The 22950-nt window shown below is 74.2% G+C and carries 22 protein-coding genes and 1 pseudogene; 16 read left to right on the top strand and 7 right to left on the bottom strand.

Features of this window, described 5'->3' with window-relative positions; all coding sequences use genetic code 11:
• The first annotated feature begins 172 nt into the window (after positions 1 to 172).
• The 5 genes from CD790_RS26250 (at position 173) to CD790_RS26230 (ending at position 6467) form a co-directional block, all read left to right on the top strand.
• Positions 173 to 760, top strand: a complete 588-nt coding sequence (locus CD790_RS26250; RefSeq protein ID WP_144385819.1) for a PadR family transcriptional regulator — start codon at positions 173 to 175, stop codon at positions 758 to 760.
• A 270-nt stretch (positions 761 to 1030) separates the two neighbouring features.
• On the top strand, positions 1031 to 3379 hold the full coding sequence (locus CD790_RS26245; protein ID WP_144385818.1) for a glycoside hydrolase family 3 N-terminal domain-containing protein: 2349 nt from the start codon (positions 1031 to 1033) through the stop codon (positions 3377 to 3379).
• 143 nt (positions 3380 to 3522) lie between these two features.
• Positions 3523 to 4068 carry a Clp protease N-terminal domain-containing protein gene (locus CD790_RS26240; protein ID WP_186319241.1) on the top strand — a complete coding sequence of 182 codons (546 nt, stop codon included), beginning with the start codon at positions 3523 to 3525 and terminating at the stop codon, positions 4066 to 4068.
• A gap of 32 nt (positions 4069 to 4100) precedes the next feature.
• Positions 4101 to 5138 (top strand): DMT family transporter, encoded by a 1038-nt coding sequence (locus CD790_RS26235; RefSeq protein WP_144385817.1) that lies wholly within the window; start codon positions 4101 to 4103, stop codon positions 5136 to 5138.
• Between the two features lie 270 nt (positions 5139 to 5408).
• Positions 5409 to 6467 carry a DMT family transporter gene (locus tag CD790_RS26230; RefSeq protein WP_399218240.1) on the top strand — a complete coding sequence of 353 codons (1059 nt, stop codon included), beginning with the start codon at positions 5409 to 5411 and terminating at the stop codon, positions 6465 to 6467.
• Here CD790_RS26230 and CD790_RS26225 read toward each other — a convergent pair.
• The gene (locus CD790_RS26225) at positions 6392 to 7066 is read right to left on the bottom strand and encodes a pyridoxamine 5'-phosphate oxidase family protein (protein ID WP_144385816.1); all 675 of its coding nucleotides are present in this window, start codon (positions 7064 to 7066) and stop codon (positions 6392 to 6394) included. The two genes, CD790_RS26230 and CD790_RS26225, sit on opposite strands and share 76 nt — an antisense overlap.
• Before the next feature lie 35 nt (positions 7067 to 7101).
• On the opposite strand from CD790_RS26225, the gene CD790_RS26220 reads away from it, so the two are divergent.
• On the top strand, positions 7102 to 8448 hold the full coding sequence (locus CD790_RS26220) for an aminotransferase class I/II-fold pyridoxal phosphate-dependent enzyme (protein WP_144385815.1): 1347 nt from the start codon (positions 7102 to 7104) through the stop codon (positions 8446 to 8448).
• Positions 8449 to 8547: 99 nt separating this feature from the next.
• Here CD790_RS26220 and CD790_RS26215 read toward each other — a convergent pair whose 3' ends face one another.
• Positions 8548 to 9603 carry a DMT family transporter gene (locus tag CD790_RS26215; protein WP_144385814.1) on the bottom strand — a complete coding sequence of 352 codons (1056 nt, stop codon included), beginning with the start codon at positions 9601 to 9603 and terminating at the stop codon, positions 8548 to 8550.
• 74 nt (positions 9604 to 9677) lie between these two features.
• Between CD790_RS26215 and CD790_RS26210 the strand changes: the two genes are divergently transcribed.
• Positions 9678 to 10583, top strand: coding sequence for a LysR family transcriptional regulator (locus CD790_RS26210; protein WP_144385813.1), 906 nt, complete (start codon positions 9678 to 9680; stop codon positions 10581 to 10583).
• A gap of 157 nt (positions 10584 to 10740) precedes the next feature.
• Here CD790_RS26210 and CD790_RS26205 read toward each other — a convergent pair whose 3' ends face one another.
• Positions 10741 to 11217: a pyridoxamine 5'-phosphate oxidase family protein gene (locus CD790_RS26205; RefSeq protein ID WP_144385812.1), complete on the bottom strand. Its 477-nt coding sequence runs from the start codon at positions 11215 to 11217 to the stop codon at positions 10741 to 10743.
• Between the two features lie 155 nt (positions 11218 to 11372).
• On the opposite strand from CD790_RS26205, the gene CD790_RS26200 reads away from it, so the two are divergent.
• Complete coding sequence (locus CD790_RS26200) at positions 11373 to 12050, top strand: cysteine hydrolase (RefSeq protein ID WP_144385811.1); 678 nt, start codon at positions 11373 to 11375, stop codon at positions 12048 to 12050.
• 72 nt (positions 12051 to 12122) lie between these two features.
• Here the strand turns inward: CD790_RS26200 and CD790_RS26195 are convergent, their stop codons facing one another.
• The gene (locus tag CD790_RS26195) at positions 12123 to 12617 is read right to left on the bottom strand and encodes a Rieske (2Fe-2S) protein (protein WP_144385810.1); all 495 of its coding nucleotides are present in this window, start codon (positions 12615 to 12617) and stop codon (positions 12123 to 12125) included.
• Between the two features lie 226 nt (positions 12618 to 12843).
• Here CD790_RS26195 and CD790_RS26190 point away from each other — a divergent pair, with 226 nt between their 5' ends.
• The 6 genes from CD790_RS26190 (at position 12844) to CD790_RS26165 (ending at position 17424) form a co-directional block, all read left to right on the top strand.
• Positions 12844 to 13668: a HipA family kinase gene (locus CD790_RS26190; protein WP_144385809.1), complete on the top strand. Its 825-nt coding sequence runs from the start codon at positions 12844 to 12846 to the stop codon at positions 13666 to 13668.
• Entirely contained in the window at positions 13665 to 14060 is a 396-nt protein-coding gene (locus CD790_RS26185) for a DUF3037 domain-containing protein (protein ID WP_144385808.1), read from the top strand. Before CD790_RS26190 ends, CD790_RS26185 begins: the two co-directional genes overlap by 4 nt.
• Before the next feature lie 325 nt (positions 14061 to 14385).
• Positions 14386 to 15147 carry a 3-oxoacyl-ACP reductase FabG gene (fabG, locus tag CD790_RS26180; RefSeq protein ID WP_144385807.1) on the top strand — a complete coding sequence of 254 codons (762 nt, stop codon included), beginning with the start codon at positions 14386 to 14388 and terminating at the stop codon, positions 15145 to 15147.
• A gap of 37 nt (positions 15148 to 15184) precedes the next feature.
• Complete coding sequence (locus CD790_RS26175) at positions 15185 to 15961, top strand: SDR family oxidoreductase (RefSeq protein ID WP_144385806.1); 777 nt, start codon at positions 15185 to 15187, stop codon at positions 15959 to 15961.
• A gap of 79 nt (positions 15962 to 16040) precedes the next feature.
• On the top strand, positions 16041 to 16721 hold the full coding sequence (locus CD790_RS26170; RefSeq protein ID WP_144385805.1) for a uracil-DNA glycosylase: 681 nt from the start codon (positions 16041 to 16043) through the stop codon (positions 16719 to 16721).
• A 172-nt stretch (positions 16722 to 16893) separates the two neighbouring features.
• Positions 16894 to 17424: a hypothetical protein gene (locus CD790_RS26165; RefSeq protein WP_144385804.1), complete on the top strand. Its 531-nt coding sequence runs from the start codon at positions 16894 to 16896 to the stop codon at positions 17422 to 17424.
• 115 nt (positions 17425 to 17539) lie between these two features.
• Here CD790_RS26165 and CD790_RS26160 read toward each other — a convergent pair whose 3' ends face one another.
• Together CD790_RS26160 and CD790_RS26155 are read right to left on the bottom strand one after the other, a co-directional pair.
• Entirely contained in the window at positions 17540 to 18049 is a 510-nt protein-coding gene (locus CD790_RS26160) for a DinB family protein (RefSeq protein WP_144385803.1), read from the bottom strand.
• A gap of 84 nt (positions 18050 to 18133) precedes the next feature.
• Positions 18134 to 18688, bottom strand: coding sequence for a TetR/AcrR family transcriptional regulator (locus CD790_RS26155; protein ID WP_144385849.1), 555 nt, complete (start codon positions 18686 to 18688; stop codon positions 18134 to 18136).
• A gap of 360 nt (positions 18689 to 19048) precedes the next feature.
• On the opposite strand from CD790_RS26155, the gene CD790_RS26150 reads away from it, so the two are divergent.
• The gene (locus CD790_RS26150; RefSeq protein WP_144385802.1) at positions 19049 to 20275 is read left to right on the top strand and encodes an FAD-dependent monooxygenase; all 1227 of its coding nucleotides are present in this window, start codon (positions 19049 to 19051) and stop codon (positions 20273 to 20275) included.
• A gap of 54 nt (positions 20276 to 20329) precedes the next feature.
• Positions 20330 to 21235, top strand: a complete 906-nt coding sequence (locus CD790_RS26145; protein WP_144385801.1) for a Gfo/Idh/MocA family protein — start codon at positions 20330 to 20332, stop codon at positions 21233 to 21235.
• Positions 21236 to 21313: 78 nt separating this feature from the next.
• Here CD790_RS26145 and lnt read toward each other — a convergent pair.
• Positions 21314 to 22883, bottom strand: a pseudogene (gene lnt / locus CD790_RS26140) (apolipoprotein N-acyltransferase); the annotation flags it as partial.
• Between the last annotated feature and the right edge of the window lie 67 nt (positions 22884 to 22950).

The following is a 22950-nucleotide window of genomic DNA, read 5'->3' as shown; positions in this document are numbered from 1 at the left end:
AGGCTAGGCGTGGCCCGGTCGCCTGCGCTTCTCGATTCCTGATCGGTCAGGTCGCCTCGACGGCGGAGGGCGGAGGGCGGACGGCGGACGGCGTTCGGAAGGCTTGTCGGTGTCGGCTATCCGATATATCGTTGAGTTATCAAGATAGATCAACGATGGAAGGAGCGTAAGGATGCGTTCACGTGGGAGGCACCACGGGCACGAGCACTGCGGGCCCGGCTGGGGCGACTTCCAGGGAGAGCGGGCCGCCTTCGGTCCGTTCGGGCCGCCCTTCGGCGGTCCTCCGTTCGGTGGCCGCGGCTGGGGTGGTCCGCGCGGCCGCGCCCGGCGCGGGGATGTGCGGGCCTCGATCCTGGCGCTGCTGCGGGACCGGCCGATGCACGGCTACGAGATGATCCAGGAGATCGCCGAGCGCAGCGGCGGCGCGTGGAAGCCGAGCCCCGGCTCGGTCTACCCCACCCTGCAGCTCCTGGAGGACGAGGGGCTGATCAGCAGCGAGAGCGAGGGCGGCAAGAAGCTGTTCGCGCTCACCGAGGCGGGTCGCTCCGAGGCCGAGGCGGGGCCCGAGGCCCCGTGGCAGGAGGCCGGTCGGGGTGTCGACTGGGAGGCGATGCAGGAGATCCGCCAGGCCGGGTTCGGGCTGATGGAGGCGTTCACGCAGGTCTGGAAGACCGGCACCCCGGAGCAGCGGCAGCAGGCGATCGCGGCCATCAACGACGCCCGCAAGCGGCTCTATCTGATCCTCGCCGAGGAGGACTGAGCGCCGAGGAGGACTGAGCGTCGAGGAGGGGGAAGCGCTGAGGGCCGCAGCCGACCGGGCGCTTCCCCGGGCCGCTCGGCGGCCCCGGTCCCGGCGGGTCGGCGGCGCGGCCACGGCGTCGCGCCGACGGCGTGGCGGGACCGCGCCGGAGGCTCGCCCGGCGCACCGGAGGCGGTGGTCCACGGGCGCCCCGTGGGGCACCGCCTTCTTGACCGCCCATCAGGTCACGGCCAGACTCCGGGGTCTCACAGCAGATCGGAGAGCGCTCTCATGTCTGTACGTGTGTCCCTGCCCGCCCGCTGGAGAACCGTGACCGCCCGCCGCGCCACCGCGGCCGGACGTCGCCACCCCGCCCTCGTCTTCGCGCTGGTCACCGCCTGCGCGGCCGGGGTCGCCATCGCCCCCGCCGGCCCCGCCCGGGCCGGCGCGCCCCGCTATCTCGACGCCGGCGCCCCCGTCGCCGAGCGGGTGCGGGACCTGCTCGGCCGGATGACGCTGGACGAGAAGATCGGCCAGATGGACCAGATCGCCGTGATCCGTATGCAGGGCGACTGCGAGTGGAGCGGCGGCGAGCTCGACGAAACCTGTATGAAGACCGTGCTGGACGACCACGCCGTCGGCTCCGTGCTCTCGGGCGGCGGGATGGGGCCGGCGCGCAACACGCCCGCCGAGTGGGCGACGATGGTCAACGCGGTGCAGCGCTACGCCGTGCGGAACTCCCGGCTGCACATCCCGGTGCTCTACGGCGTGGACGCGGTCCACGGCCACAACAATGTGCTGGGCGCCACCGTCTTCCCCCACCAGATCGGCCTCGGCGCCACCTGGGACCCGAGGACCGTGCGGGAGACGAGCGCGTCCACCGCCCGCGCCGTCGCCGCCACCGGCATCGACTGGAACTTCTCGCCCGTCGCCGACCTCGCCCGCGACCAGCGCTGGGGCCGCTACTACGAGACCTACGGCGAGGACCCGCTGTTGGCCGGCGAGCTCGCCGCGGCCGGCGTCGAGGGCATCGAGACCGCCCGCGGGGCCAAGCGGGTCGCCGCCACCGTTAAGCACTTCGCCGGTTACTCCGAGCCCTCCAACGGCCATGACCGAGTGCCCGCCGACGTGTCCCCGCGCTACCTCCAGGACACCCTGCTGCCGCCCTACCGCAGGGCCGTCGAGGCGGGGGCCAGGACGGTGATGGTCAACTCGGGGGCGCTCAACGGCGTCCCGGCCACCTCCTCCCGCCACCTTCTCACCACGGTGCTGCGCGAGCAGTGGGGCTTCACCGGCGTCACGGTCTCCGACTGGGAGGACGTACGGGCCCTCCAGACCAAGTACAAGATCGCGGCCGACTATCCGGAGGCCATCGCGCTGGCCGTCAACGCCGGGGTCGACATGGCCATGGAGCCCTTCGACGCCAAGGGTTTCAGCGAGGGTCTGCGGACCGCGGTGGACCGCGGGCTGGTCTCCCCGCGGCGCATCGACGAGGCCGCCGGCCGGGTGCTGCGGCTGAAGTTCGAACTCGGCCTCTTCGAGGACCCCTACGTCGACCCCGCGGAGGCCGACGCGGCGGTGCTCGGCGCCGACAAGGACCTGGCCCGGCGCGCCGCGGCCGACTCCCAGGTGCTGCTGCGCAACGCGGCGCACCAGGGCAGGGCCACGCTGCCGATCGCCGACTCCGCGAAGAAGATCGTGGTGGCCGGGCCGTACGCGGACGACATCAACGGCCAGGTGGGCGGCTGGACCATCGGCTGGCAGGGGGTGCCGAAGGGCGTCGAACTGCCCGGCACCACGGTCCTGGAGGGCATCAGGGCGGCGGCGCCCGCGACCGCGCGGGTGGTGCACGCCGAGTCCGCCGAGGACGCCGCGCGCGAGGCGACCGACGCCGACGTCACGGTGGTGGTCGTCGGCGAACGCCCGGGCGCCGAGGGCGGGGCGGACACTCCGCGCCCGGAGCTCTCCACCGCGCAGCAGGCGCTGGTCAAGCGGGTCGCCGACGCCGGACGGCCGGTCGTGGTCGTCGTCCTGGCGGGCCGCCCGCTGGCGCTCGGCGACGCGGCGGGCACCGACGGGCTGCTGATGTCCTGGCTGCCGGGCACGGAGGGCGGGCACGCGGTGGCCGACGTGCTGTTCGGCAAGGTCAACCCGAGCGGTCGGCTGCCGGTCTCCTGGCCCAGGCGGGTGGGCAACGAGCCGATGTACTACCAGCAGCTCCCCGGCACCAACGGCGGCGCCGAGTCCGCCTATGACGCGGCGTACGCCTTCGGGGCCGGGCTCTCCTACACCGACTACGCCGTCGACGCCGTGACCGCCGAGCGCGCCTCCGTACGCCCCGGCGCCCCGGTCCGGTTGAGGGTCACCGTCTCCAACGACGGCTCCCGGGCGGGCGACCTCGTGGTCCCGGTCCATGTCTCCCGTCCCGTCAGCGAGGTGCTGGCCCCGCCCCGGAAGCTCGCCGCCTTCACCAGGGTCCACCTCACCCCGGGCCAGTCCCGCACGGTCACCCTCACCGTCCCCGCCCGCGCCCTCGCGGTCACCCCGGGCGACCTCGACGGGGCCGACGCCCCGCGGGTCGAGCGCGGCCGTTACGTCTTCACCGCGGGGCAGCGCACCGCGGAGGTCGCGGTGCGCTGAGGCGCCCCGGCGTCGATGAGGCCGTGGAGGGTCGTCTCCTCCTCAAGGAGGAGGCGACGCTCACGGTTGCGCAACCACGGTCGGAGGAGCAAATGCGTCCTGGCGGGGATGCCTCGGGCTGATGGGACTGATGGGGTAGGAGGGTGCAAAGTCGCCCCACCTTCTCCGTCGCGCCTGCCAGGCGCGCCCAGGAGCCCCAGCTCAGCGTCGAGTTGGCGGCGGTGGTCGCGAGCGCCCGACGACGGGCCTTCCGCGACGGCGACCGACACATCGACACGGCGCATCTGCTGCACGGACTGCTGGAGGCCGACCCGGAGGTGCGGGACGCCTTCGACGGAGGGCCGCCGCAGGTGGCCCGACTGCTCGGCTACCTCGTCCAGCGGACCATCGGCTACGGCCTGCGCTGGAGCGGCACCGTGGAGGACTCCCGCGCGGTGCCGGTCGTTCGGCTCGGGGACCGGGAGGCCGGCTGCCCCGGATGGTCGCCGGCCGCGGCCTCGGCCATGGACGGCGCGTGGGCCCGCGCCCGGGGGCGCGGCGCCGGGCGCGCCGAGGGGCTGGACCTGCTGGCGCTGCTCGCCCGGGACGGCGAGTGCCGCGCCGCGGAGGTGCTGCGGCGGGCGGGCGTGGACCCGGATGTGCTGGTGGAGGCGTTGGACGGGCCGACCTGCCAGCAGTCAACGGGGTGACGCTACTGACGCGAAACTGACATGATGGCGCGATGCAAGCGTCTCAGGGGAGAAGTGCCGGCCTGGGTCTCGCCCTGGTCTCGGCACTCGCGTTCGGTGGATCGGGTGTCGCGGCCAAGCCGCTGATCGAGGCTGGCCTGGAACCGCTCCATGTCACCTGGCTACGGGTGGTCGGTGCCGCACTGGTGCTGCTCCCCGTCGCCTGGCGCCACCGCGATCTGCCGCGCCGTCGCCCCGCACTGCTCGCCGGCTTCGGACTGCTGGCCGTCGCCGGCGTCCAGGCCTGCTACTTCGCGGCCATCTCACGCATCCCCGTCGGCGTCGCGCTGCTGGTGGAGTACCTGGGCCCGGCGCTCCTGCTCGGCTGGGTGCGGTTCGTCCAGCGCCGCCCGGTCAGCCGCGCCGCCGCCGTCGGCGTCGTCCTCGCGGTCGGCGGCCTCGCCTGCGTGGTCGAGGTGTGGTCCGGACTGCGCTTCGACACCCTCGGGCTGGTGCTCGGCCTGGCCGCGGCCTGCTGCCAGGCCAGCTACTTCGTCCTCGCCGACCAGGGCGGGGAGGGCGAGGACGCGGCGGACCCGCTCGGCGTCCTCGCCTACGGAATGCTCATCGGCGCCGTCGCGCTCACCGCGGTGGCCCGCCCCTGGAACCTCGACTGGTCCACGCTGGTCGGCCGCGCCGACATGGGCGGCGTCCGGGTGCCCGCGGTGCTGCTGCTCGCCTGGATCGTGCTGGTGGCGACCGTCGTCGCCTACCTCACCGGGGTGAAGGCCGTCCGGCAGCTGTCGCCGCAGATCGCCGGCGTGGTGGCGTACCTGGAGGCGGTCGTCGCCTGTGTCCTGGCCTGGGTGCTGCTCGGCGAGAAGCTGGGCGTCGCGCAGATCACCGGCGGGGTCGTGGTGCTCGCCGGCGCCTTCATCGCGCAGACCTCCACACCCAAGAAGCCGTCCCCCGAGCCGGTGGCCGGGTCCTGGCCGACTCCGGCGGAGCCCGCGCCCGCGGCGGTCCCCGCGGAGGCCGGCGCCGGCCACGGCGATCCCTCGGACCGGGCCGGCGAAAGGGACATGGGCTAGAGTGATCCACATGCCGCAGCAGCAGACCGTTCTTCCGCCTCCCGCCGCGTAACGCGGGCAGGCGCCACCGTGCGCAGCACACCCACCGGGTCCGGGGCTCGCTCCCCGGAGCCGCCGGTCGAGGTGTCCGTACGGTGTCCGATCGACGGCCCATGAGCCGCCGGGACCTCGACGGTCCATGAGCGGCCGGAGCCGGAACGGCGTCGGCTGGGGCACCGCCCGCACACGGAATGACGACCATCCCTCACGTCTTCCGCGGGAGAACTCCTCGTGCGCACATCCCCCACCCCTGCCCTGTCCGTGGGCAGGGGGATGCTCTACGTCACCGTCGCCGCCACCACCTGGGGCACCGCCGGCGCCGCCGCCGCGCTGCTGTACGGCAGCAGCGGGCTCGGGCCGCTCGCGCTGACCTTCTGGCGCACCCTGGGCGGCCTGCTGCTGCTCCTCGCCGCGCGGGCGCTGCGCGCCCGGCTCGCCGCCGGATCCCCGGCCGCCGCCCCACGTCCGGTCGGGTCGCGTCCGGTCGAGTCGCCCCTGCGCCGCGTCAACCGGATCCTGGTCACCGGCCTCGGCCTGACCGTCTTCCAGGCGGCGTACTTCTGGGCCGTCGAGGCGACCGGGCTGGCGGTCGCCACCGTCGTCACTCTCGGCGCGGCGCCGGTGCTGGTGGCGCTGTGCGGCCGACTGCTCCTGGGCGAGCGACTCGGCGCCGGCGGGCTGCTGGCGGTCGCCGGCGCGCTCACCGGGCTGGCGGTGCTGGTCTTCGGCAGCGAGGGGACGGGGGCGGTACGGCCCGTCGGCGTCGCCCTCGCCCTGCTGTCGGCGGCCGGCTACTCCACCATGACCGTCTACAACCGCTGCCTGGGCCGGGCGGGCCGGGCCACCGACCCCTACGACACGGCGTTGACCTCGTTCGCCGTGTGCACGGTGACCGTGCTTCCGTTCGCCCTCGGCGAGGGGCTGCTGCCGCGGGAACAGGATCTCGGCGGCACGATCGCGCTGATGGTCTACATCGCCGCGATCCCCACCGCGCTCGCCTACGGGCTGTACTTCGCGGGCCTGACCGCGATACGCGGCACCACCGCCACCGTCATCACGCTGATCGAGCCGGTCACGGCCGCCGTGATCGCGGTGACGCTGTTGGGCGAGCACCTGACCGCCGCGACCGTGCTCGGCACCGCCGTGCTGCTGGCGGCGGTCGCGGGCCTGGCGGTGACCGAGGCCCGGACGTCCACCCCGGCCCGGCGGGGGCGTCAGTGCCGGTCGGTGACGTATCCGGGCACCGGGATCCCGGGGGCTAGGTCGTCGGCGGGCAGCGGGGTGCCGTAGGTCCGGGCGACCGGCACCACGCCGCTCCAGTGCGGCAGCGCGAGGTCCTCCGGTTCGTCGTTGGGGCCGCCGGCGCGGACCTTGGCGGAGACCTCGTCGAGGTCGACGCGGAGCACCGCGGTGGCGGCGAGCTCCTTGGCGCTGGCCGGGCGGGAGTCGTCCGCCCGACCCGGCAGCACGTGGTCGACCAGCGCGTCCAGGGCGGCGCGCTGCTCGGCCTCGTCGGTCACCGGGTGGGCGAGGCCGTGCACGACCACGCAGCGGTAGTTGATGGAGTGGTGGAAGGCGGAGCGCGCCAGAACCAGGCCGTCGACATGGGTGACGGTCAGACACACCGGCATGCCCTGCTCGCTCCGCCCGGCCGTCCGCAGCGGGCGGGATCCGGTCGAGCCGTGCACATAGAGTCGCTCGCCGACGCGGCCGTAGAGGGTCGGCAGCACGACCGGCGCCCCGTCGCGCACGAAGCCGAGGTGGCAGACGTACTCCGCGTCGAGAATCGCATGCACCAGCTCGCGATCGTACGACGCGCGCTCACGGGCGCGGGTGGGCACGGTCCGCTCGGTCGGTGCGTAGCCGGCGGCGGTGCTGGTGTCGCTCATTGCGCTCCTTATTGCACTAGTGCATAATATCTTTTGTGCTAGGAGAGTATCGGATCGAAGGGCGTCGCGCAGCCGAGATCGCGGCGAGCGTGGAGCGCGGGGTGGGCTCGGGTGGGCTGCTCCCCGGTCAACCGCTGCCACCCATGCGGGAGTTGGCCACGGAGCTGGGGGTCAATCCCAATACCGTCGCGGCCGCCTATCGCACCCTCCGCGAGCGCGGGGTGATCGAGACCGCCGGGCGTCGGGGGAGTCGGGTGCGCTCGCGCCCGGCGAGCACCTGGCGCGAGGAGATCCGGGTGGAGCCCCCCGAGGGGGTGCGGGACGTCGCCGGCGGCAACCCCGACCCGGCGCTGCTGCCGTCGCTCGCCGAGGCGTTCGCGGGGTCCGCGGCGCGCGCCGCCGCGGACCCGGTGCTGTACGGGGCGGCGCCGGTGGTGCCGGAGCTGGACCGGCTGGCCCGGGCCGGGCTGGACGCCGACGGCGTGCCGGCGGGTCCGCTCGCCGTCACCTCCGGCGCGCTCGACGCGATCGAGCGGGTGCTCGCCGCCCATCTGCGGCCCGGGGACGCCGTCGCGGTGGAGGATCCCGGCTGGGGCAGCCTGCTCGACCTGATCCCGGCGCTCGGGCTGCGGCCGATCCCGGTCGCGGTGGACGACGACGGGCCGCTGCCGGAGGCGGTCGAGCGCGCGCTCGAGCGGGGCGCGCGGGCGCTGCTGGTCACCTCCCGCGCGCAGAACCCGACCGGGGCGTCGATCGGCGCGGCGCGCGCCCGCGAGCTGCGCGCCGTCCTGGCCGCCCACCCCGGCACCCTGCTGGTCGAGGACGACCACGGCCACGGCATCGTGGACCTGCCACTCCACCCCCTGGCGGGCGGCACCGAGCACTGGGCGTTCGTCCGCTCCGTCGCCAAGGCGTACGGGCCGGATCTGCGGCTCGCGGTGCTGACCGGTGACGAGATCACCGTCGACCGGGTGTCCGGCCGGCAGCGGCTTGGTCCGGGCTGGGTCAGCCATCTGCTCCAGGAGGCGGTGGTGCGGCTGTGGCGCGCCGGCGCCGTGGACACCGCGGTGGTCGCCGCCTCCTACGGGGCCCGGCGGGACGCCCTGGTCACCGCGTTGCGGGCGCGACGGATCGCCGCGCACGGGCGCAGCGGGATGAACGTGTGGGTGCCGGTCCCCGACGAGACCGGCGCCGTCGCGCGGCTGCTCCAGTCGGGCTGGGCGGTCGCGCCCGGCGCGCGCTTCCGCCTGGACTCGCCGCCGGGTGTCCGGGTGACCGTCTCCCCGCTGGGCCTCGGCGACGACATCGAGGCGATGGCGGACGCGCTGGCGGAGGCGGTGGCGGGCCCGCGCGGACGGGCGTCGGTGGGGCGCTTCGGCTGAACTCGGCGACGGTGATCGGTCGGTGTCGCCCGACGGGCTCTTCGGTCGAGGCGCGCGGGGCCCGGCGCCCCGGCCGATGAGGCGGGGCGCCGGGCGGACTCAGGCGGTCTCGTCGGCCACCCGCAGGGCCTTGGCCCGGGGGCGGGTCTGGGTCAGCGCGGCGCCCGCCAACACGATCAGCGCGCCGACCGGGGTGTTCCAGCTGAGGTGCTCGCCGAGGAGGGCCACGCCGGCGGTGGTGGCGATGACCGGGATGAAGTAGGTGACCATCATCGCGGTGGTCGGGCCGACCTCCGCGACCAGCCCGTACTGGAGGAGGAAGGCGAGGCCGGTGCCGAGCGCGCCGAGGGCGACCACGGACAGCAGCGGCAGCAGCGGGAAGGAGTCCGGCTCCGCGGCGAACAGCGGGGCGACGACGGCGAGCTGCGCGGTGCCGAGCATCAGCTGGGCGCCGGACATCGCCAGGTTCGAGCCGCCGGTGCCGGTCAGCGTGCGGCGCACGTACAGCCAGCCCACCGCGTAGCTGAGCGAGGCGATCAGCGCCATGACGGTGCCCGCCGGGTCCTGCCCGGAGAAGCCCTGCCAGGCGCCGAGCACGATCAGTACCCCGACGAAGCCGAGCCCGAGACCGGCCACCCGGCGTCGGGTCGGGCGGTCCTCGGAGACCGCGATCACGGCCAGCACCATGCCCCACAGCGGCGAGGTGGCGTTGCAGATGCCCGCGAGCGTCGAGGAGATCGTCAGCTCGGCGTAGGCGAAGAGCGAGAAGGGCAGTGCGTTCAGGAAGAAGGCGGCGACGGCCAGGTGCGCCCAGGTGCGCGCCCCGCGCGGCAGCCGCTCCCGCTTCGCCACCAGCACCACGGCGAGCACGGCGGTGCCGAACACCATCCGCCCCAGCGTCACGTACAGCGGCGCGAACGCCTCGGTGCCCACCTTGATGAACAGAAAGCTGAATCCCCAGATCAGGGCGAGCACCCCGAAGCGGATCCGCCAGTCGAGGCGGGGGCGGCGCCCGGGAGTGGGAGCGACCGGAGGGGCCGGAGCCGCGAGGGAGACGGAGGAGTCGGAACCCGTGGAATAGGGGGCAGAGGGGGCAGAGGGGGCAGAGGTGGAGGTGGGGGCTGCTGTGGTCCCTGGGGCGGTCGCGGTGCTCATGACATCCATCCTTGCGGTGGGAATGTCTTAGAACAAGCGAGAATCGATACCAGTTATCGCGTAGCATTTCTTACATGATGAACCTGGATCGCCTACGGACCCTCCACGCCGTGGCCCGCCACGGCTCCGTGAGCGGTGCGGCCGAGGGGCTCCATGTGACCACCTCCGCCGTATCCCAGCAGTTGTCCAAGCTGGAGCGGGAGACCGGCCAGCAGCTTCTCGCCAAGAACGGCAGAGGGGTGCGGCTCACCGACGCAGGGCGGCTGCTCGCCGACCATGCCGCGCGCATTCTCTCCCAGGTCGAGCTCGCTCAGTCGGATCTGGAGGCGCAGCGCGGCCAGGCGGTCGGCGAGCTGATACTCGGCGCCTTCCCCACCGCGGCCCGCGGCCTGCTGCCGGAGACGCTGAAGACGGTGCGCGCCGACCACCCCCAGCTGCGGGTCCGGCTGCAGGAGATGGAGCCCGACGCCGCCGTGACCGCCGTGGTGCGCGGCGACATCGACGTCGCGGTCGTCCTGGACTGGTACAACAAGCCGCTGCCGATGCCCGGCGGCCTGGTCAAGGCGGCACTGCTGGACGACCCCGCGGACGTGGCCATGCCCGCGGACCATCCGCTGGCCGACCGGCCCGAGGTCGACCTGGAGGAGTTCGCCCAGGACGACTGGATCTCCTGGCCGAACGGGTTCTGTTACGACTGGCTGATGTTCACCCTGCGCGGCAAGGGCATCGAGCCGCGCATCAGCCACACCGCCGAGGAACACCCCACGCAGATGGCGCTGATCGCCGCCGGACTCGGCGTCGCCGTCGCGCCCCGGCTGGGCCGCGGCCCGGTCCCCGAGGGCGTGCGGGTGGTGCCGGTGCGCCACCAGACCATGCGCCGCCACATCTACGCGATCTGGCGGGCGGACGCCGACCGCCGCCCCTCGATCCGGGCCGCGGTGGACGTGCTGCGGGCGACGGGGGAGCGGATCGCGGGATAAGGGGGCCGGCTCGGAGTCGGCGGATCGGTATCGGGTCGGCGGACCGGCTGGGGGCCCGGGCCGATCGGTGCGAGGTCGGCGGATCGGCTCGGGACCGGCGGATCGGTGCGAGGTCGTCGGATCGGTGCGGGGAGAGTGGATCGGGCCCGGCGGCGGGTCACGGCCGTAGGCGGCGCGGGAGCTTGCGGAAGTCCCAGGAGGCGATGGCGTCGGGGGTCAGCCGCAGCCAGGCGTGGCGGCCGTCGTGCGGCATCGTGTCGCCGCCGAAGTACTTACGGGCGAACAGCCGCTCGGGGGTGTCGAGCTCCAGGCAGGGCGCGCCGACCCGTGGGGCCTCTCCCACCCGTCGCGCGAGGCCGCTGAGCTCGGCGCCGCGCAGCTCCCCGTACTCCTCGCCGTCGTCGACGAGCACGGCGACGCGCGGGTCGCGACGCAGGTCGGCCCAGCGGCGGCTGCGCACGAGGGAGTAGAGCCACAGCGCGGTGCCGTCCCAGACGAACCACAGGGGCGAGAGGTGCGGCCGCCCGTCGGGGCCCGAGGTCGCCACCCGACAGGTGCGCTGTCCGCCGAGGAAGGCGTCGATCTCCTGGGGCGTCATCATGGCGCGGCGACCCCGCCGCTGGGTCGTGGTCACGGTCCCGACACCTCCCGCTCGCCGGCCGCCGGACGCCCACCCCGGGCGGGGCGCGGCTGACATCTGACGACCTGTCAGTTATCTATCGTCTCCGCTCTTCCGGGTGGGCGCAACGGCGGCTAGCCTCCGCGCCGGGACGTCGCAGGGGAGGCCGGATGGATCCCGCCGCACCGGAATCGCTCGCCGCGTTGCTCGCCCCGGAGAGCTGCGCGCTGCTCACCGTGGAGTGCCAGCGCGGCGTCGTCGGCCCGGACGGCGCGCTGCCCGAACTCGCCGCCGCGGCCCGCGACTCCGGGGCGCTGGACCGGGTCGCCCAACTGGTCGCGGCGGCGCACCGGGCGGGGGTCCAGGTCGTGCACGCGGTGGCCGAACGGCGCCCCGACGGCCGCGGCGCCAGTCGCAACGCCCGGCTGTTCCGCGCCGCCGCCCGATTGCCGGTTCAGCAGCTCATCGACACGGCGGCGGTCGAGGTCGCCCCGCCGCTGCGGGTCGCCGACGCCGACCTCGTGGTGCGCCGGCTGCACGGCCTGTCGCCGCTGGCCGGCACCGAGGTGGACGCGCTGCTGCGCAATCTCGGCTGTCGCACCCTGGTCGTCGCCGGGGTGTCGGCCAACGTCGCGATCCCCAACACCGTCTTCGACGCGGTCAACCTCGGCTACACCGCCGTCGTCCCGCGGGACGCCATCGCCGGGGTGCCGGTCGACTACACCCCGGCGATGGTCCGACACACGCTGGCGCTGGTGGCCACCGTCACCACGGCGGCGCGGATCAGCGCCTGTTGGCGGCGCCGGCCGGACGCCCATGAGACCGCGCGGATCAGGCCAAGGCGATGATCACGCCAAGGCGATGGGTCAGGCCAAGGCGATGGGTCAGGTCAAGGCGATAGGGCAGGCCGAGGTGATGGGTCAGGCCAGGGTGATGCTCTCGCCCTTCACGGTGATCCGCGCCTCCGGCAGCGGTCGCGGCGCCGGGCCGCCCTTCACACTGCCGTCCGCGATGTCGAAACTGCTCTTGTGGCAGGGGCAGTTGATCGTCCCGCCGGAGACATCGCCGACGGCGCACCCCTGGTGGGTGCAGACCGCGGAGAACGCCTTGAACTCGCCCGCCGTGGGCTGGGTGACCACGACCTTCTCGTCTTTGAAGATCATCCCGCCGCCCTCGGGGATGTCGCCCGTCCTGGCCAGCTCGGCGCCCCCGCCGCCGGTCGAGCCGCCGCTCGCCGCGGGCTGTTCGCCGCCGGTCTCCCGGGTCGTGTCCGTGCCGCCGCCGTAGGAGTCGCCGCCGTCCGACCCGCCGTCGTCGCCGCAGGCGGTGAGCGCGGCGGCCAGCCCGGCCGCGCCCACCGCGGTGACCACGGCGCGGCGGGTGGCGATCCGTCCGATCCTGGGGGAGTCAGTCATGGTCTGCTGCCTTCCTGGCTGAGATGCCCGGGTGATCCGGGTTTCCCGGGACGTTTTCAGCCAGCCATACGCACACCGGTGGAGGGGTGTTCAGCCGTCGCCGCCGTTTGTGCGATCCCGCGCGATCCCGTGTTCCGGCCGTGCCTTCGTGTTCCGGCCGTGCTCTCGTGCTCCGTGCGTGGGTTGCGTGGATTGCAAGGTCGACCAGTCGTATAGCCTGGGGAAAATGTTGACTGAAGTCACCGCAACCCGCTATGTCACGCCCCTGCGTGAGGGTGGCTCGCTCCCTGGCATCGTCGAGGCGGACGATCTCGGGACCTACGTTATGAAGTTCATCGGCGCCGGGCAGGGGCGCAAGACCCTGGTCGCCGAGGTCGTCTGCGGGCAGCTCGCGCGCCGGCTGGGGCTGCGCGTGCCGGAGCTGGTCGGGATGCGGCTGGACCCGGTGATCGGTCTCGCCGAGCCGGACCAGGAGGTGCAGGAGCTGCTGAAGGCGAGCGGCGGGCTGAACCTCGGCATGGACTACCTGCCCGGTTCGCTCGGTTTCGACCCGCTGGCCTTCGAGGTGGGGTCGGGGGAGGCCGGGCGCGTGGTGTGGTTCGACGCGCTCATCAACAACGTCGACCGCTCCTGGCGCAACCCGAACCTGCTGGTCTGGCACGGTCAGCTGTGGCTCATCGACCACGGCGCGACCATGATCTGGCACCACAGCTGGCGCGGCGCGCGGGCGGCCGCCGCCAAGCCGTACGACGCCTCCGACCACGCGCTGGCGCCGTTCGCCCCCGATGTCGCGGCGGCGGCCGCGGAGCTGGCCCCGCGGATCACCGAGGAACTGCTCACCGAGGTCGCCGCCGACGTCCCCGACGAGTGGCTGGCCGACGAGCCGGGCTTCGACAGCCCGGACGCCGTGCGCCGCGCGTACGTCGAGGTGCTGCTGGAGCGCGCCGCGACCATCGGCGACCGCATCACCGTCGGCGCCCCGACCCAGGAGACCCCCTCGCGCGCGCCTGAGTGGCTCACCGCCTGGCCCCACCGGAAGGCAGTGAAGTGAGCGGCCTGCACAACGGACGAGACGTCTTCGAGTACGCGTTGCTGCGCGTGATCCCGCGGGTCGAGCGCGGCGAACAGATCAACGCCGGCGTCGTCGTCTACTGCCGGGCGACGGGCTTCGTCGCCGCCCGGACCCATCTGGACGAGGCCAGGCTGCTGGCGCTGGACCCCACGGTGGACGTGGCCGGGGTCCGGGCCGCGCTGCACGCCGTCGAGGGCGTGTGCCGTGGCGGTGTCCACGCCGGGCAGGCGGCCGGTGACGACGCCGGGCGGCGGTTCCGCTGGCTGGTGGCCCCGCGGAGCACCATCGTCCAGCCCGGGCCGGTGCACACCGGGCTGACCACGGACGCGGAGGCGGAGGTCGAGCGGCTGCTGGACCTGCTGGTGCGCTGACCCGGGCGCCTCCCGGTGACCCGGGCCGCTCCCTCCGGTGGCCCGGGCGGCCTCCCCGTGATCGGCCGCCCCCCGTGACCCGAGGGCCTCCGGCCGGTGCCCCGGCGGCCGGGGCGACACCCCTGCCGCTGCGCTGACCTGCCGGTCTGTCGGGAGTGTCATGCGGTGGGGCGTTGACATGCCGTGGTGCGGGTCCTAGCGTCTCGTCTGCTGAAGCGACTAAGCGGTTGCTCACCCCTGCGCGCCGGCCGGTCACCCACACCGGACGGCGCGGGCGGTGAGCCGCCATCGAGGCGATCGACACACCTAGGCGAGGAGAACCCGCATGTCCACCACCGAGCAGCGCGTCGCCATCGTGACGGGCGGGGCCCGTGGCATCGGCGCGGCCACCGCCGTACGACTGGCCCAGGAGGGTCGCCCCGTCGCCGTCCTCGACCTCGACCCGGCGGCCTGCGCCGAGACCGTCGAGAAGGTGACCGCGGTGGGCGGCAAGGCCATCGCGGTCGGCGCGGACGTCTCCGACGCGGCCCAGGTGGAGGCCGCGGTCGGGCGGGTGGCCGAGACGCTCGGCGCGCCCACCGTGCTGGTCAACAACGCGGGCGTGCTGCGCGACAACCTGCTGTTCAAGATGGCCGACAGCGACTGGGACACCGTGATCAACGTCCATCTGCGCGGCGCCTTCCTGATGGCCCGGGCCTGCCAGAAGCACATGGTGGACGCGGGCTTCGGCCGCATCGTCAACCTCTCCAGCAGCTCGGCGCTGGGCAACCGGGGGCAGGCCAACTACTCCGCCGCCAAGGCCGGCCTCCAGGGCTTCACCAAGACCCTCGCCATCGAGCTGGGCAAGTTCGGCATCACGGCCAACGCGGTCGCCCCGGGCTTCATCGCCACCGACATGACCGCCGCCACCGCGGCCCGGGTCGGCATGGGCTTCGAGGACTTCCAGGCCGCGGCCGCCAGCCAGATCCCGGTGCAGCGCGTCGGCCGGCCGGAGGACATCGCCAACGCCATCGCCTTCTTCACCGGGGACGCGGCCGGCTTCGTCTCCGGCCAGGTGCTGTACGTGGCCGGCGGCCCGCTCGACTGACCCGCTCCACCCGGCAGCAGCGAAGAGGGGAACCCAGATGGCACAGCAGGACGGCGGGACGGCCCGCGCGGACAGCGGGAAGGTCGCGCTCGTCACGGGCGCCAGCCGCGGCATCGGATACGGGGTCGCCGAGGCCCTGGTGGCCCGTGGCGACCGGGTGTGCATCACCGGCCGCAACGAGGAGGCGCTGAAGGAGGCGGTGGAGCGGCTCGGCGCGGACCGCGTGATCGGCGTGGCCGGCAAGGCGCACGACGAGGCCCACCAGGCGGTCGCCGTGGAGCGCGCCATGGAGGCGTTCGGGCGGGTCGACTTCCTGGTCAACAACGCCGGCACCAATCCGGTCTTCGGGCCGCTGGCGGAGCTCGACCTGGCGGTCGCCCGCAAGGTCTTCGAGACCAACGTGGTCTCCGCGCTCGGCTTCGCCCAGCGGACCTGGCGGGCGTGGCAGCACGAGCACGGCGGGGCGATCGTCAACATAGCCTCCGTGGCCGGACTCTCCCCCTCACCCTTCATCGGCGCCTACGGGGTCAGCAAGGCCGCGATGATCAACCTGACGGTGCAGCTCGCGCACGAGTTCGCGCCCGGCGTGCGGGTCAACGCCATCGCCCCGGCCGTGGTGAAGACGAAATTCGCCCAGGCGCTCTACGAGGGCCGGGAGGAGGAGGCGGCCGCGGCCTACCCCCTGGGGCGGCTCGGGGTGCCGGAGGACATCGGCGGCGCCGCCGCGTTCCTCACCTCCGACCAGGCCGCCTGGATCACCGGTCAGACGCTGGTGGTCGACGGGGGCATCTTCCTCAACGCCGGCACCGGCTGAGCCCCCTCGCGGAGGCGTTGTCAGTGGTCCCCGGTACGTTCATAGCCATCACAGCCGTACGTACCGGAGGAACACCCAAGTGACCTACACGCTGCCCGAGTCCTGGCAGGCCGTCCTCGGCGAGGAGCTGGACAAGCCCTACTTCAAGGAGCTGACCGACTTCGTCGAGGAGGAGCGTGCCAAGGGCCCGGTCTACCCGCCGCGGGACCAGGTCTTCGCCGCGCTGGAGGCCACCCCGTACGACCAGGTCAAGGTGCTCATCCTCGGGCAGGACCCGTACCACGGCGAGGGGCAGGGGCACGGGCTGTGCTTCTCGGTGCGGCCGGGCGTCAAGACTCCGCCCTCGCTGCGCAACATCTACAAGGAGATGCACGAGGAGCTCGGCCACCCCGTCCCCGACAACGGCTACCTCATGCCGTGGGCGGTGCAGGGCGTGCTGCTGCTCAACGCGGTGCTGACGGTGCGGGGCGGCGAGGCCAACTCCCACAAGGGCAAGGGTTGGGAGAAGTTCACCGACGCGGTGATCCGCGCGGTGGCCTCCCGCCCCGACCCGGCGGTCTTCGTGCTGTGGGGCAACTACGCCCAGAAGAAGCTGCCGTTGATCGACGAGGAGCGGCATGTGGTGGTCAAGGGCGCGCACCCCTCGCCGCTGTCGGCCAAGAAGTTCTTCGGCTCGCGCCCCTTCACCCAGATCAACGCCGCGATCGCGACCCAGGGCCACGAGCCCATCGACTGGCGGATTCCGAACATCGGCGCCTGAGCCACCCCGGCGATGTCCCCCGACCGCCGTCCGGGGGACATCGCCGGCCCCGCGCGGCGCTGCGCCGCCCGGGACGGGGCCGGGACGCTCTGACTGGCTGTGTCGGCACCACGGGCGGCGCCGGTGCGACCGCCGGCCGGCGGACTGGGAGAGATCAGGTGGGAGATCGGTGATGGACGAAGCGCGGGGCCAGGCGGCGGACGACGCCATGATGACCCGGATCGGGCAGGTGATCATGCTGCACCGGGGCGGCGACCGGGAGGAGGCGCGCAACCGGTTCGCCCTGCTGTGGGAGGAGATCGGGGAGGACGGCGACCCGCTCCACCGCTGCACGCTCGCCCACTACATGGCCGACACCCAGGACGACCCCGCCGATGAGCTGATGTGGGACCTGCTGGCGCTGGCGGCCGCCGACGCGCTCACCGACGAGCGGACGCTGCGCCACCCCGGGGCCCCGGCCGTGCGCGCCTTCTACCCCTCGCTCCACCTCAACCTCGCCGCGGACTATGTGAAGCTCGGCCAGGAGGAGGCGGCCGGCAGCCAGTTGGCGATGGCCCGCCAAGCCTCCGACGCACTGGGTGAAGACCCGTACAGCGAGGGGGTCCGGTCGGCCATCGAGCGGCTGGCGCTGCGGCTGGGCGAGGCGGCCGGCGGCGCCTCCCGGCGCCAGGCCGGGGGAGAGGCCGCCCCGCCGCAGGGCTGAGTGTGAGGGGCCCGCCGTCGCGGGGTCCGTCCCGGGGGCCGCTGCGGGTCGGCCCGAGACGACGGCCCCGTGACGACGGCCCTCGGCGGGGTCATCGCCTGGGTCTGGGGTGTGGTCAGGCTCCGGTGGAGCCGTCGATGCGCTCGCGCAGCAGGTCCGCGTGGCCGTTGTGGCGCGCGTACTCCTCGATCATGTGGACGTAGATCCAGCGCAGGCTGCACTCCTGGTCACGCCATCGCCCGTGCCCGACGTCGTTGAGGCTGCGCCCGTCGGCCACCGTGCGGGCGGCGGCGATCTCGGCCTGCCAGGCGGCGAATCCCGCCTCGACGGTGTCCGCCTCGGTCAGATGGAAGTCGCCGTCCTGGTCCGCGTCGCTCCAGTAGAGCGGCTTGGCGTCCTGCCCGTCGAGCACCCGGCGGAACCAGTGCCGCTCCACGTCCGTCATATGGCGGACGAGGCCGAGCAACGACAGCTCGGAGGGCGGCGCGGAGGTCTCGCGTAGCTGAGCGTCGTCGAGGCCCTCGCACTTGGCGGCCAGGGTCAGCCGGTGGAAGTCGAGCCAACTCTCCAACATGGTGCGCTCGTCGGCCAGGAGCGGCGGCACCTGTCGTTCGGTAGTCGTCATGGCGGTCATCTTGCTCGGGCACGCGCCCTCGACGCCAGGAAATATCGCGCCGCGCACGGCAGTTGGCCAAGGGCGGACCGCCCGTCAGCGCCCCAGCATCCCGCGCAGCAACTCCTCGAAGCCGTCCCTGAGTTCTCGCAGGGTGGGCGTCTCGGCGTGGTAGGCGCCCGCCGAGCAGGAGAACATGATGCCGTCGCACCAGGCGACCAGGGACAGCACATGGCGCTCCGGGGCGCTGGAGCCGGCCGCCGCCATCAGCTCCAGAAGCGGCTCCCGGAAGGCGCGCCCGGAGGCGTCGTAGATCTCCCTCAGTTCAGGTCTGCGGGTGGCCTCCAGCGCCAGCTCGTACCGGGCGACCAGCAAGTGCCGATGGTCCGTCAGATAGCGGTGGAGCGCCAGTGCCAGCGCGTCGACGACCGCGGGCAGGCCGCCGTCCGGTGCCGGCAGCTCCGCGGGGGTCAGCACGCGCGCCTCCCGCTCGGCCAGCCGTCGTACCGCCGCGGCCAACAGCGCGGCCCGGGTGCGTGCGTGGTTGGAGGTGGAGCCCTGCGGCAGGCCGGCCGCCTCGTCCACCGCGCGGTGGGTCAGCCCGCGCAGCCCCGTCGCGGCGAGCAGGTCGATGGCGGTGTCGGCGATCAGGTCGGCCCGGGAGCCGCCCTGCGCCCGTGCCCGGCCGCCGGCGGATCCGGCCCGCGCGCCGTCCTCGCGGGCGGTGGATGCGGTCCGCGCCCGGCCGGGCGGGGGCGCGGCGGGGCGGTCGTGGGGGCGGGCCTCCGCCCCGGTTTCGGCGTGTGTACGGGCATCCGGCCCGGCGGCTTCGCCGTGCGTGCGGGGCTCCGCTCCGGGGGCCTTGCCGTCCGTACGGGCTCCCGCCCCGGTGGCTTCGCCGTGCGGACCGGCCTCTCGTTCAGCGCTCATGGCCCCAACCTATCGCCCGCACTACAGCTGTAGTAACGTCGCGGTCACTACACCTGTAGTTTTCTTTCCTCGGGAGGGATCATGGGTACGCCCCGTGCCGTCGTCATCGGCGCCGGAATCGGAGGGCTCACCGCGGCCGCCGCGCTACACCACCAGGGCTGGCAGGTCACGGTCCTGGAGCGCGCCGCCACCCTGGAGCCGGTCGGCGCCGGCATCTCGCTCGCCGCCAACGCCCAGCGCGCCCTGGACACCATCGGCGTCGGCGACGAGGTCCGTGCGCTGGCCGCCTGGCAGGGCACCGGAGGGGTGCGCACCCCCGGCGGTCGCTGGCTCTCCCGCACCGACAGCGCGGCGGCCACCGCCCGGTTCGGCGGGGACCTGGTGCTGCTGCACCGCGCCACGCTCGCCGGCCTGCTCGCCGCCCGACTGCCCGACGGGGCCGTCCGCACCGGGATCGCCGCTCAGCTGGCCGACCCGGGTGCCGCGGACCGACCGGCCCGCGTGACCACTGCCGACGGCGAGCTGGAGGCCGAGCTGGTGGTGGGCGCGGACGGCATCAACTCCGCGGTGCGCCGGGCCCTCTTCCCCGACCACCCCGGCCCCGTCTACGCCGGATTCACCACCTGGCGGATGGTGGTCCCCGCCCCCGCCCGGCCCTTCGCGCCGCACGAGACCTGGGGCCGCGGCCGACTGTGGGGCAGCCAGCCGCTGAAGGACGGCCGCGTCTACGCCTACGCCGCGGCCGTCGCCCCGCCCCGGGCCCGCGCCCACGACGACGAGCGGGCCGAACTGCTGCGGCTGTTCGGCGGCTGGCACCAGCCCATCCCCGACATCCTCGCCGCGGTCGAACCCCAGGCGGTGCTCCGGCACGACGTACGGTCCATGACCACCCCGCTGCCCGCCTACCATCGGGGCCGCACCGCGCTGCTCGGCGACGCCGCCCACCCCATGACGCCCAACCTCGGCCAAGGCGGCAACCAGGCCGTCGAAGACGCCGTCGTCCTCGCCCACCACCTCGGCGACGGAGCGGCGCCGCCGTCCGCGGCGCTGCCCGCCTACACCCGCGATCGGCTCCCGCGCACCATGGACGTGGTGCGCCGCTCCGCCCGGGTCGGCCGGCTGGCGATGCTCACGGCCGCACCCGCGGTCGCCCTGCGCGCCGCCGCCGTCGCCCTGGCCGGGCGGCTGGGCCCGGCCGTGGCGCTGCGCGGTCTGGACGGGATCCCCGACTGGAGTCCGCCCGGCCCCACGTATCCTGCGGGGACGCCGGCGACGCGAGTGGCGCGCCGCACCGGCACATCCCGCTGACACCCACCCGCGCCGGTCGATCCGCGCGGACACGCAACACCGGAGGAGACCGTCGTGAAGGTCGGCATCATCGGACTGGGCGACATCGCGCAGAAGGCGTACCTGCCGGTGCTGGCTGCCCGGCCCGGGCTGGAGCCGCACCTGACGACCCGTAGCCCACAGACCCTGCACCGGGTCGGCGACACCTACCGCATCCCCGAGGCCCACCGCCACACCGACCTCGACACGCTGATCGCGGCCGGCCTCGGCGCGGCCTTCGTCCACGCCCCGACCGCCGCCCACGCCCAGATCGTGTCCCGGCTGATCGAGGCCGGGGTGGCGACGTACGTCGACAAGCCGCTCGCCTACGAGCTCGCGGAGAGCGAGCGGCTGGTGCGCTCGGCGCGCGAGCGCGGGGTGAGCCTCATGGTCGGCTTCAACCGGCGCTTCGCCCCCGGCTACGCCCAGTGCCAGGAGCACCCGCGCGATCTGATCCTCATGCAGAAGAACCGGGTCGGCCTGCCCGAGGACCCGCGCACCCTGGTCCTCGACGACTTCATCCACGTCGTCGACACGCTGCGCTTCCTCGTCCCCGGCCCCGTCGACCACATCGACGTGCGCGCCCGCGTCCGCGACGGGCTGATGCACCACGTCGTGCTCCAGCTGTCCGGCGACGGCTTCACCGCGCTGGGCACGATGAACCGGATGAGCGGTTCCAACGAGGAGATCCTGGAGGTCGCCGGGAAGGACACCAAGCGGCAGGTCCTCAACCTCGCCGAGGTCATCGACCACAAGGGGCAGCCGACCGTGCGCCGCCGCGGCGACTGGGTGTCGGTCGCCCGTCAGCGCGGCGTCGAGCAGATCGTCCTGAGCTTCCTCGACGCCGTCCGCGCGGGCAAGGTCCTGGACGCCGGCGACGCGCTGCTCACCCACGAGCTGTGCGAGCGGATCATCCGCGACGCCCTGGACCGCGCGGTCTAGGAACGGCAGCCCGGCACGGCTGACGCGTACGGGACGCGGTCGAGGGACGGCGCGGCAGAGGTACGCGCACCGGGCGGAGGGACGGCGCGGCAGAGGTGCGCGTACGGGGCGCGGGCTAGGGGCGGGGGCGCCGCCGGAGGGCCCGTGCCCCCTCCGCCGCGCAGAACACGCCCACGGCGATGAGCGCCCCGTGCACCGGCCAGTCGCCGAACCGGAGATAGGGGCTGGAGCCACGGGCGAGCGGGACGGTGTAGACGGCGGCCGCGCTGCGGTCGGTGCCCAACCGCTCGCCGACCGGTTCGCCGCGCGGCCCGAACACCGCGCTCTGGCCGGTGAGCGTGGCGTGCACCATCGGCCGCCAGGTCTCGGCGGAGCGCAGCGCGGCGAGTGAGGCGTGCTGCTCGGGCGCCCAGCTGTCCTGGAAGGTGGAGGTCGCCGACTGCGCGATGAGCAGTTGGGCGCCGTCCCGCGCCAGTCGCCGGCTCATGTCGGGGAACGCCGACTCGAAGCAGACCAGCGGCCCCAGCCGCAGCCCGCCGGGGAGCGTCATCACCGTCGGCGCCTCGCCGCGCCGGCGGTCCTCGTTCGCCGCCTTGCCCACCGAGGTGGCCCAGCCGAGGAGCGAGCGGAACGGGACGTACTCGCCGAACGGCACCAGGCGCATCTTGTCGTAGCGCTGGCCGGTCGCCCCGGCCGGCCCCACCAGCACCGAGCTCTTGAAGATCCCGGGCCGGTCGGAACGGCGCGCGTCCACGTTCACCAGCAGCTCCGCCCCCACCTCACGGGAGAGACCGGCCAGCCGCCGCTGGAGGTCGGGCCGGGTCACCAGATCGTGGCCGACGCTGCTCTCGCCCCAGACGACCAGGTCCAGATCACGCCCGGCAAGCCCCCGGGTCAGCTCGGCGCCGCGGTCGAAGCGCTGCTGGTACGGCGGGATCACCCCCGGCTGCACCACCGCCACCCGCATCGTCCCGGCGCGCTCGGGCACCGGCGCCCAGAGCCACACCGAGCCCACCGTCGCCCCGCACACCGCGACACCGGTGACGGCCACGGCGGCGGTGCGCGGCGCGGGGACGGCGATCAGCGCGGCGAGCGCCGTGTTCACCGCCACGATCAGCAGGCTCAGCAGCCACACCCCGCCGACGGAGGCCACCCGCAGCGCGGGGGCCACCTGCCACTGGCTGGCGCCGAGCAGCCCCCAGGGCCCGCCCAGGTACTCCCAGGACCGCACGAGCTCCACCAGCAGCCAGCCGGACGGCACCAGCACCAGCGCCGCCGCCACCCGGCCCGGCCCCGGTACGCCGCCCAGCAGCCGGCGCACCAGCCAGCCCCAGGGCGCCCACAGCAACCCCAGCAGCGCGGCCAGGACGAAGAGGAAGACATGGAGGCTCGGCAGCAGCCAGTGGTGCATGGCGAGCATGAAGCCGGCGCCGCCCAGCCAGCCGTCCAGCGCCGCCCGCCGCCCCGTCTCGGCCACGCGCACCAGGAGCAGCCACGGCACCAGCGCGCCGTAGGCCGGCCACCACAGCGACGGTTCGGGGAACGCCAGCGCGGGCAGCGCCCCCGCCAGGAGCGCGGCCCCACCGCGCAGCCACCGGTCGGCGAGCCAGCGCCTCCGGCGATCCCCTCGGCCGACCGACTCCCGCACGCCGCGCCTCCCTCGTGCTGCCCCTGAGCACCAGTGTGGATCAACAGGGCGATCACGCCCAGGGTGC

Origin of the sequence: Streptomyces sp. SAJ15 (assembly GCF_007595705.1) — a bacterium.
Taxonomy (GTDB): domain Bacteria; phylum Actinomycetota; class Actinomycetes; order Streptomycetales; family Streptomycetaceae; genus Streptomyces.
The sequence above is the reverse complement of the archived record's forward strand: the minus strand, read 5'-3'. Positions and strand labels throughout refer to the sequence as shown.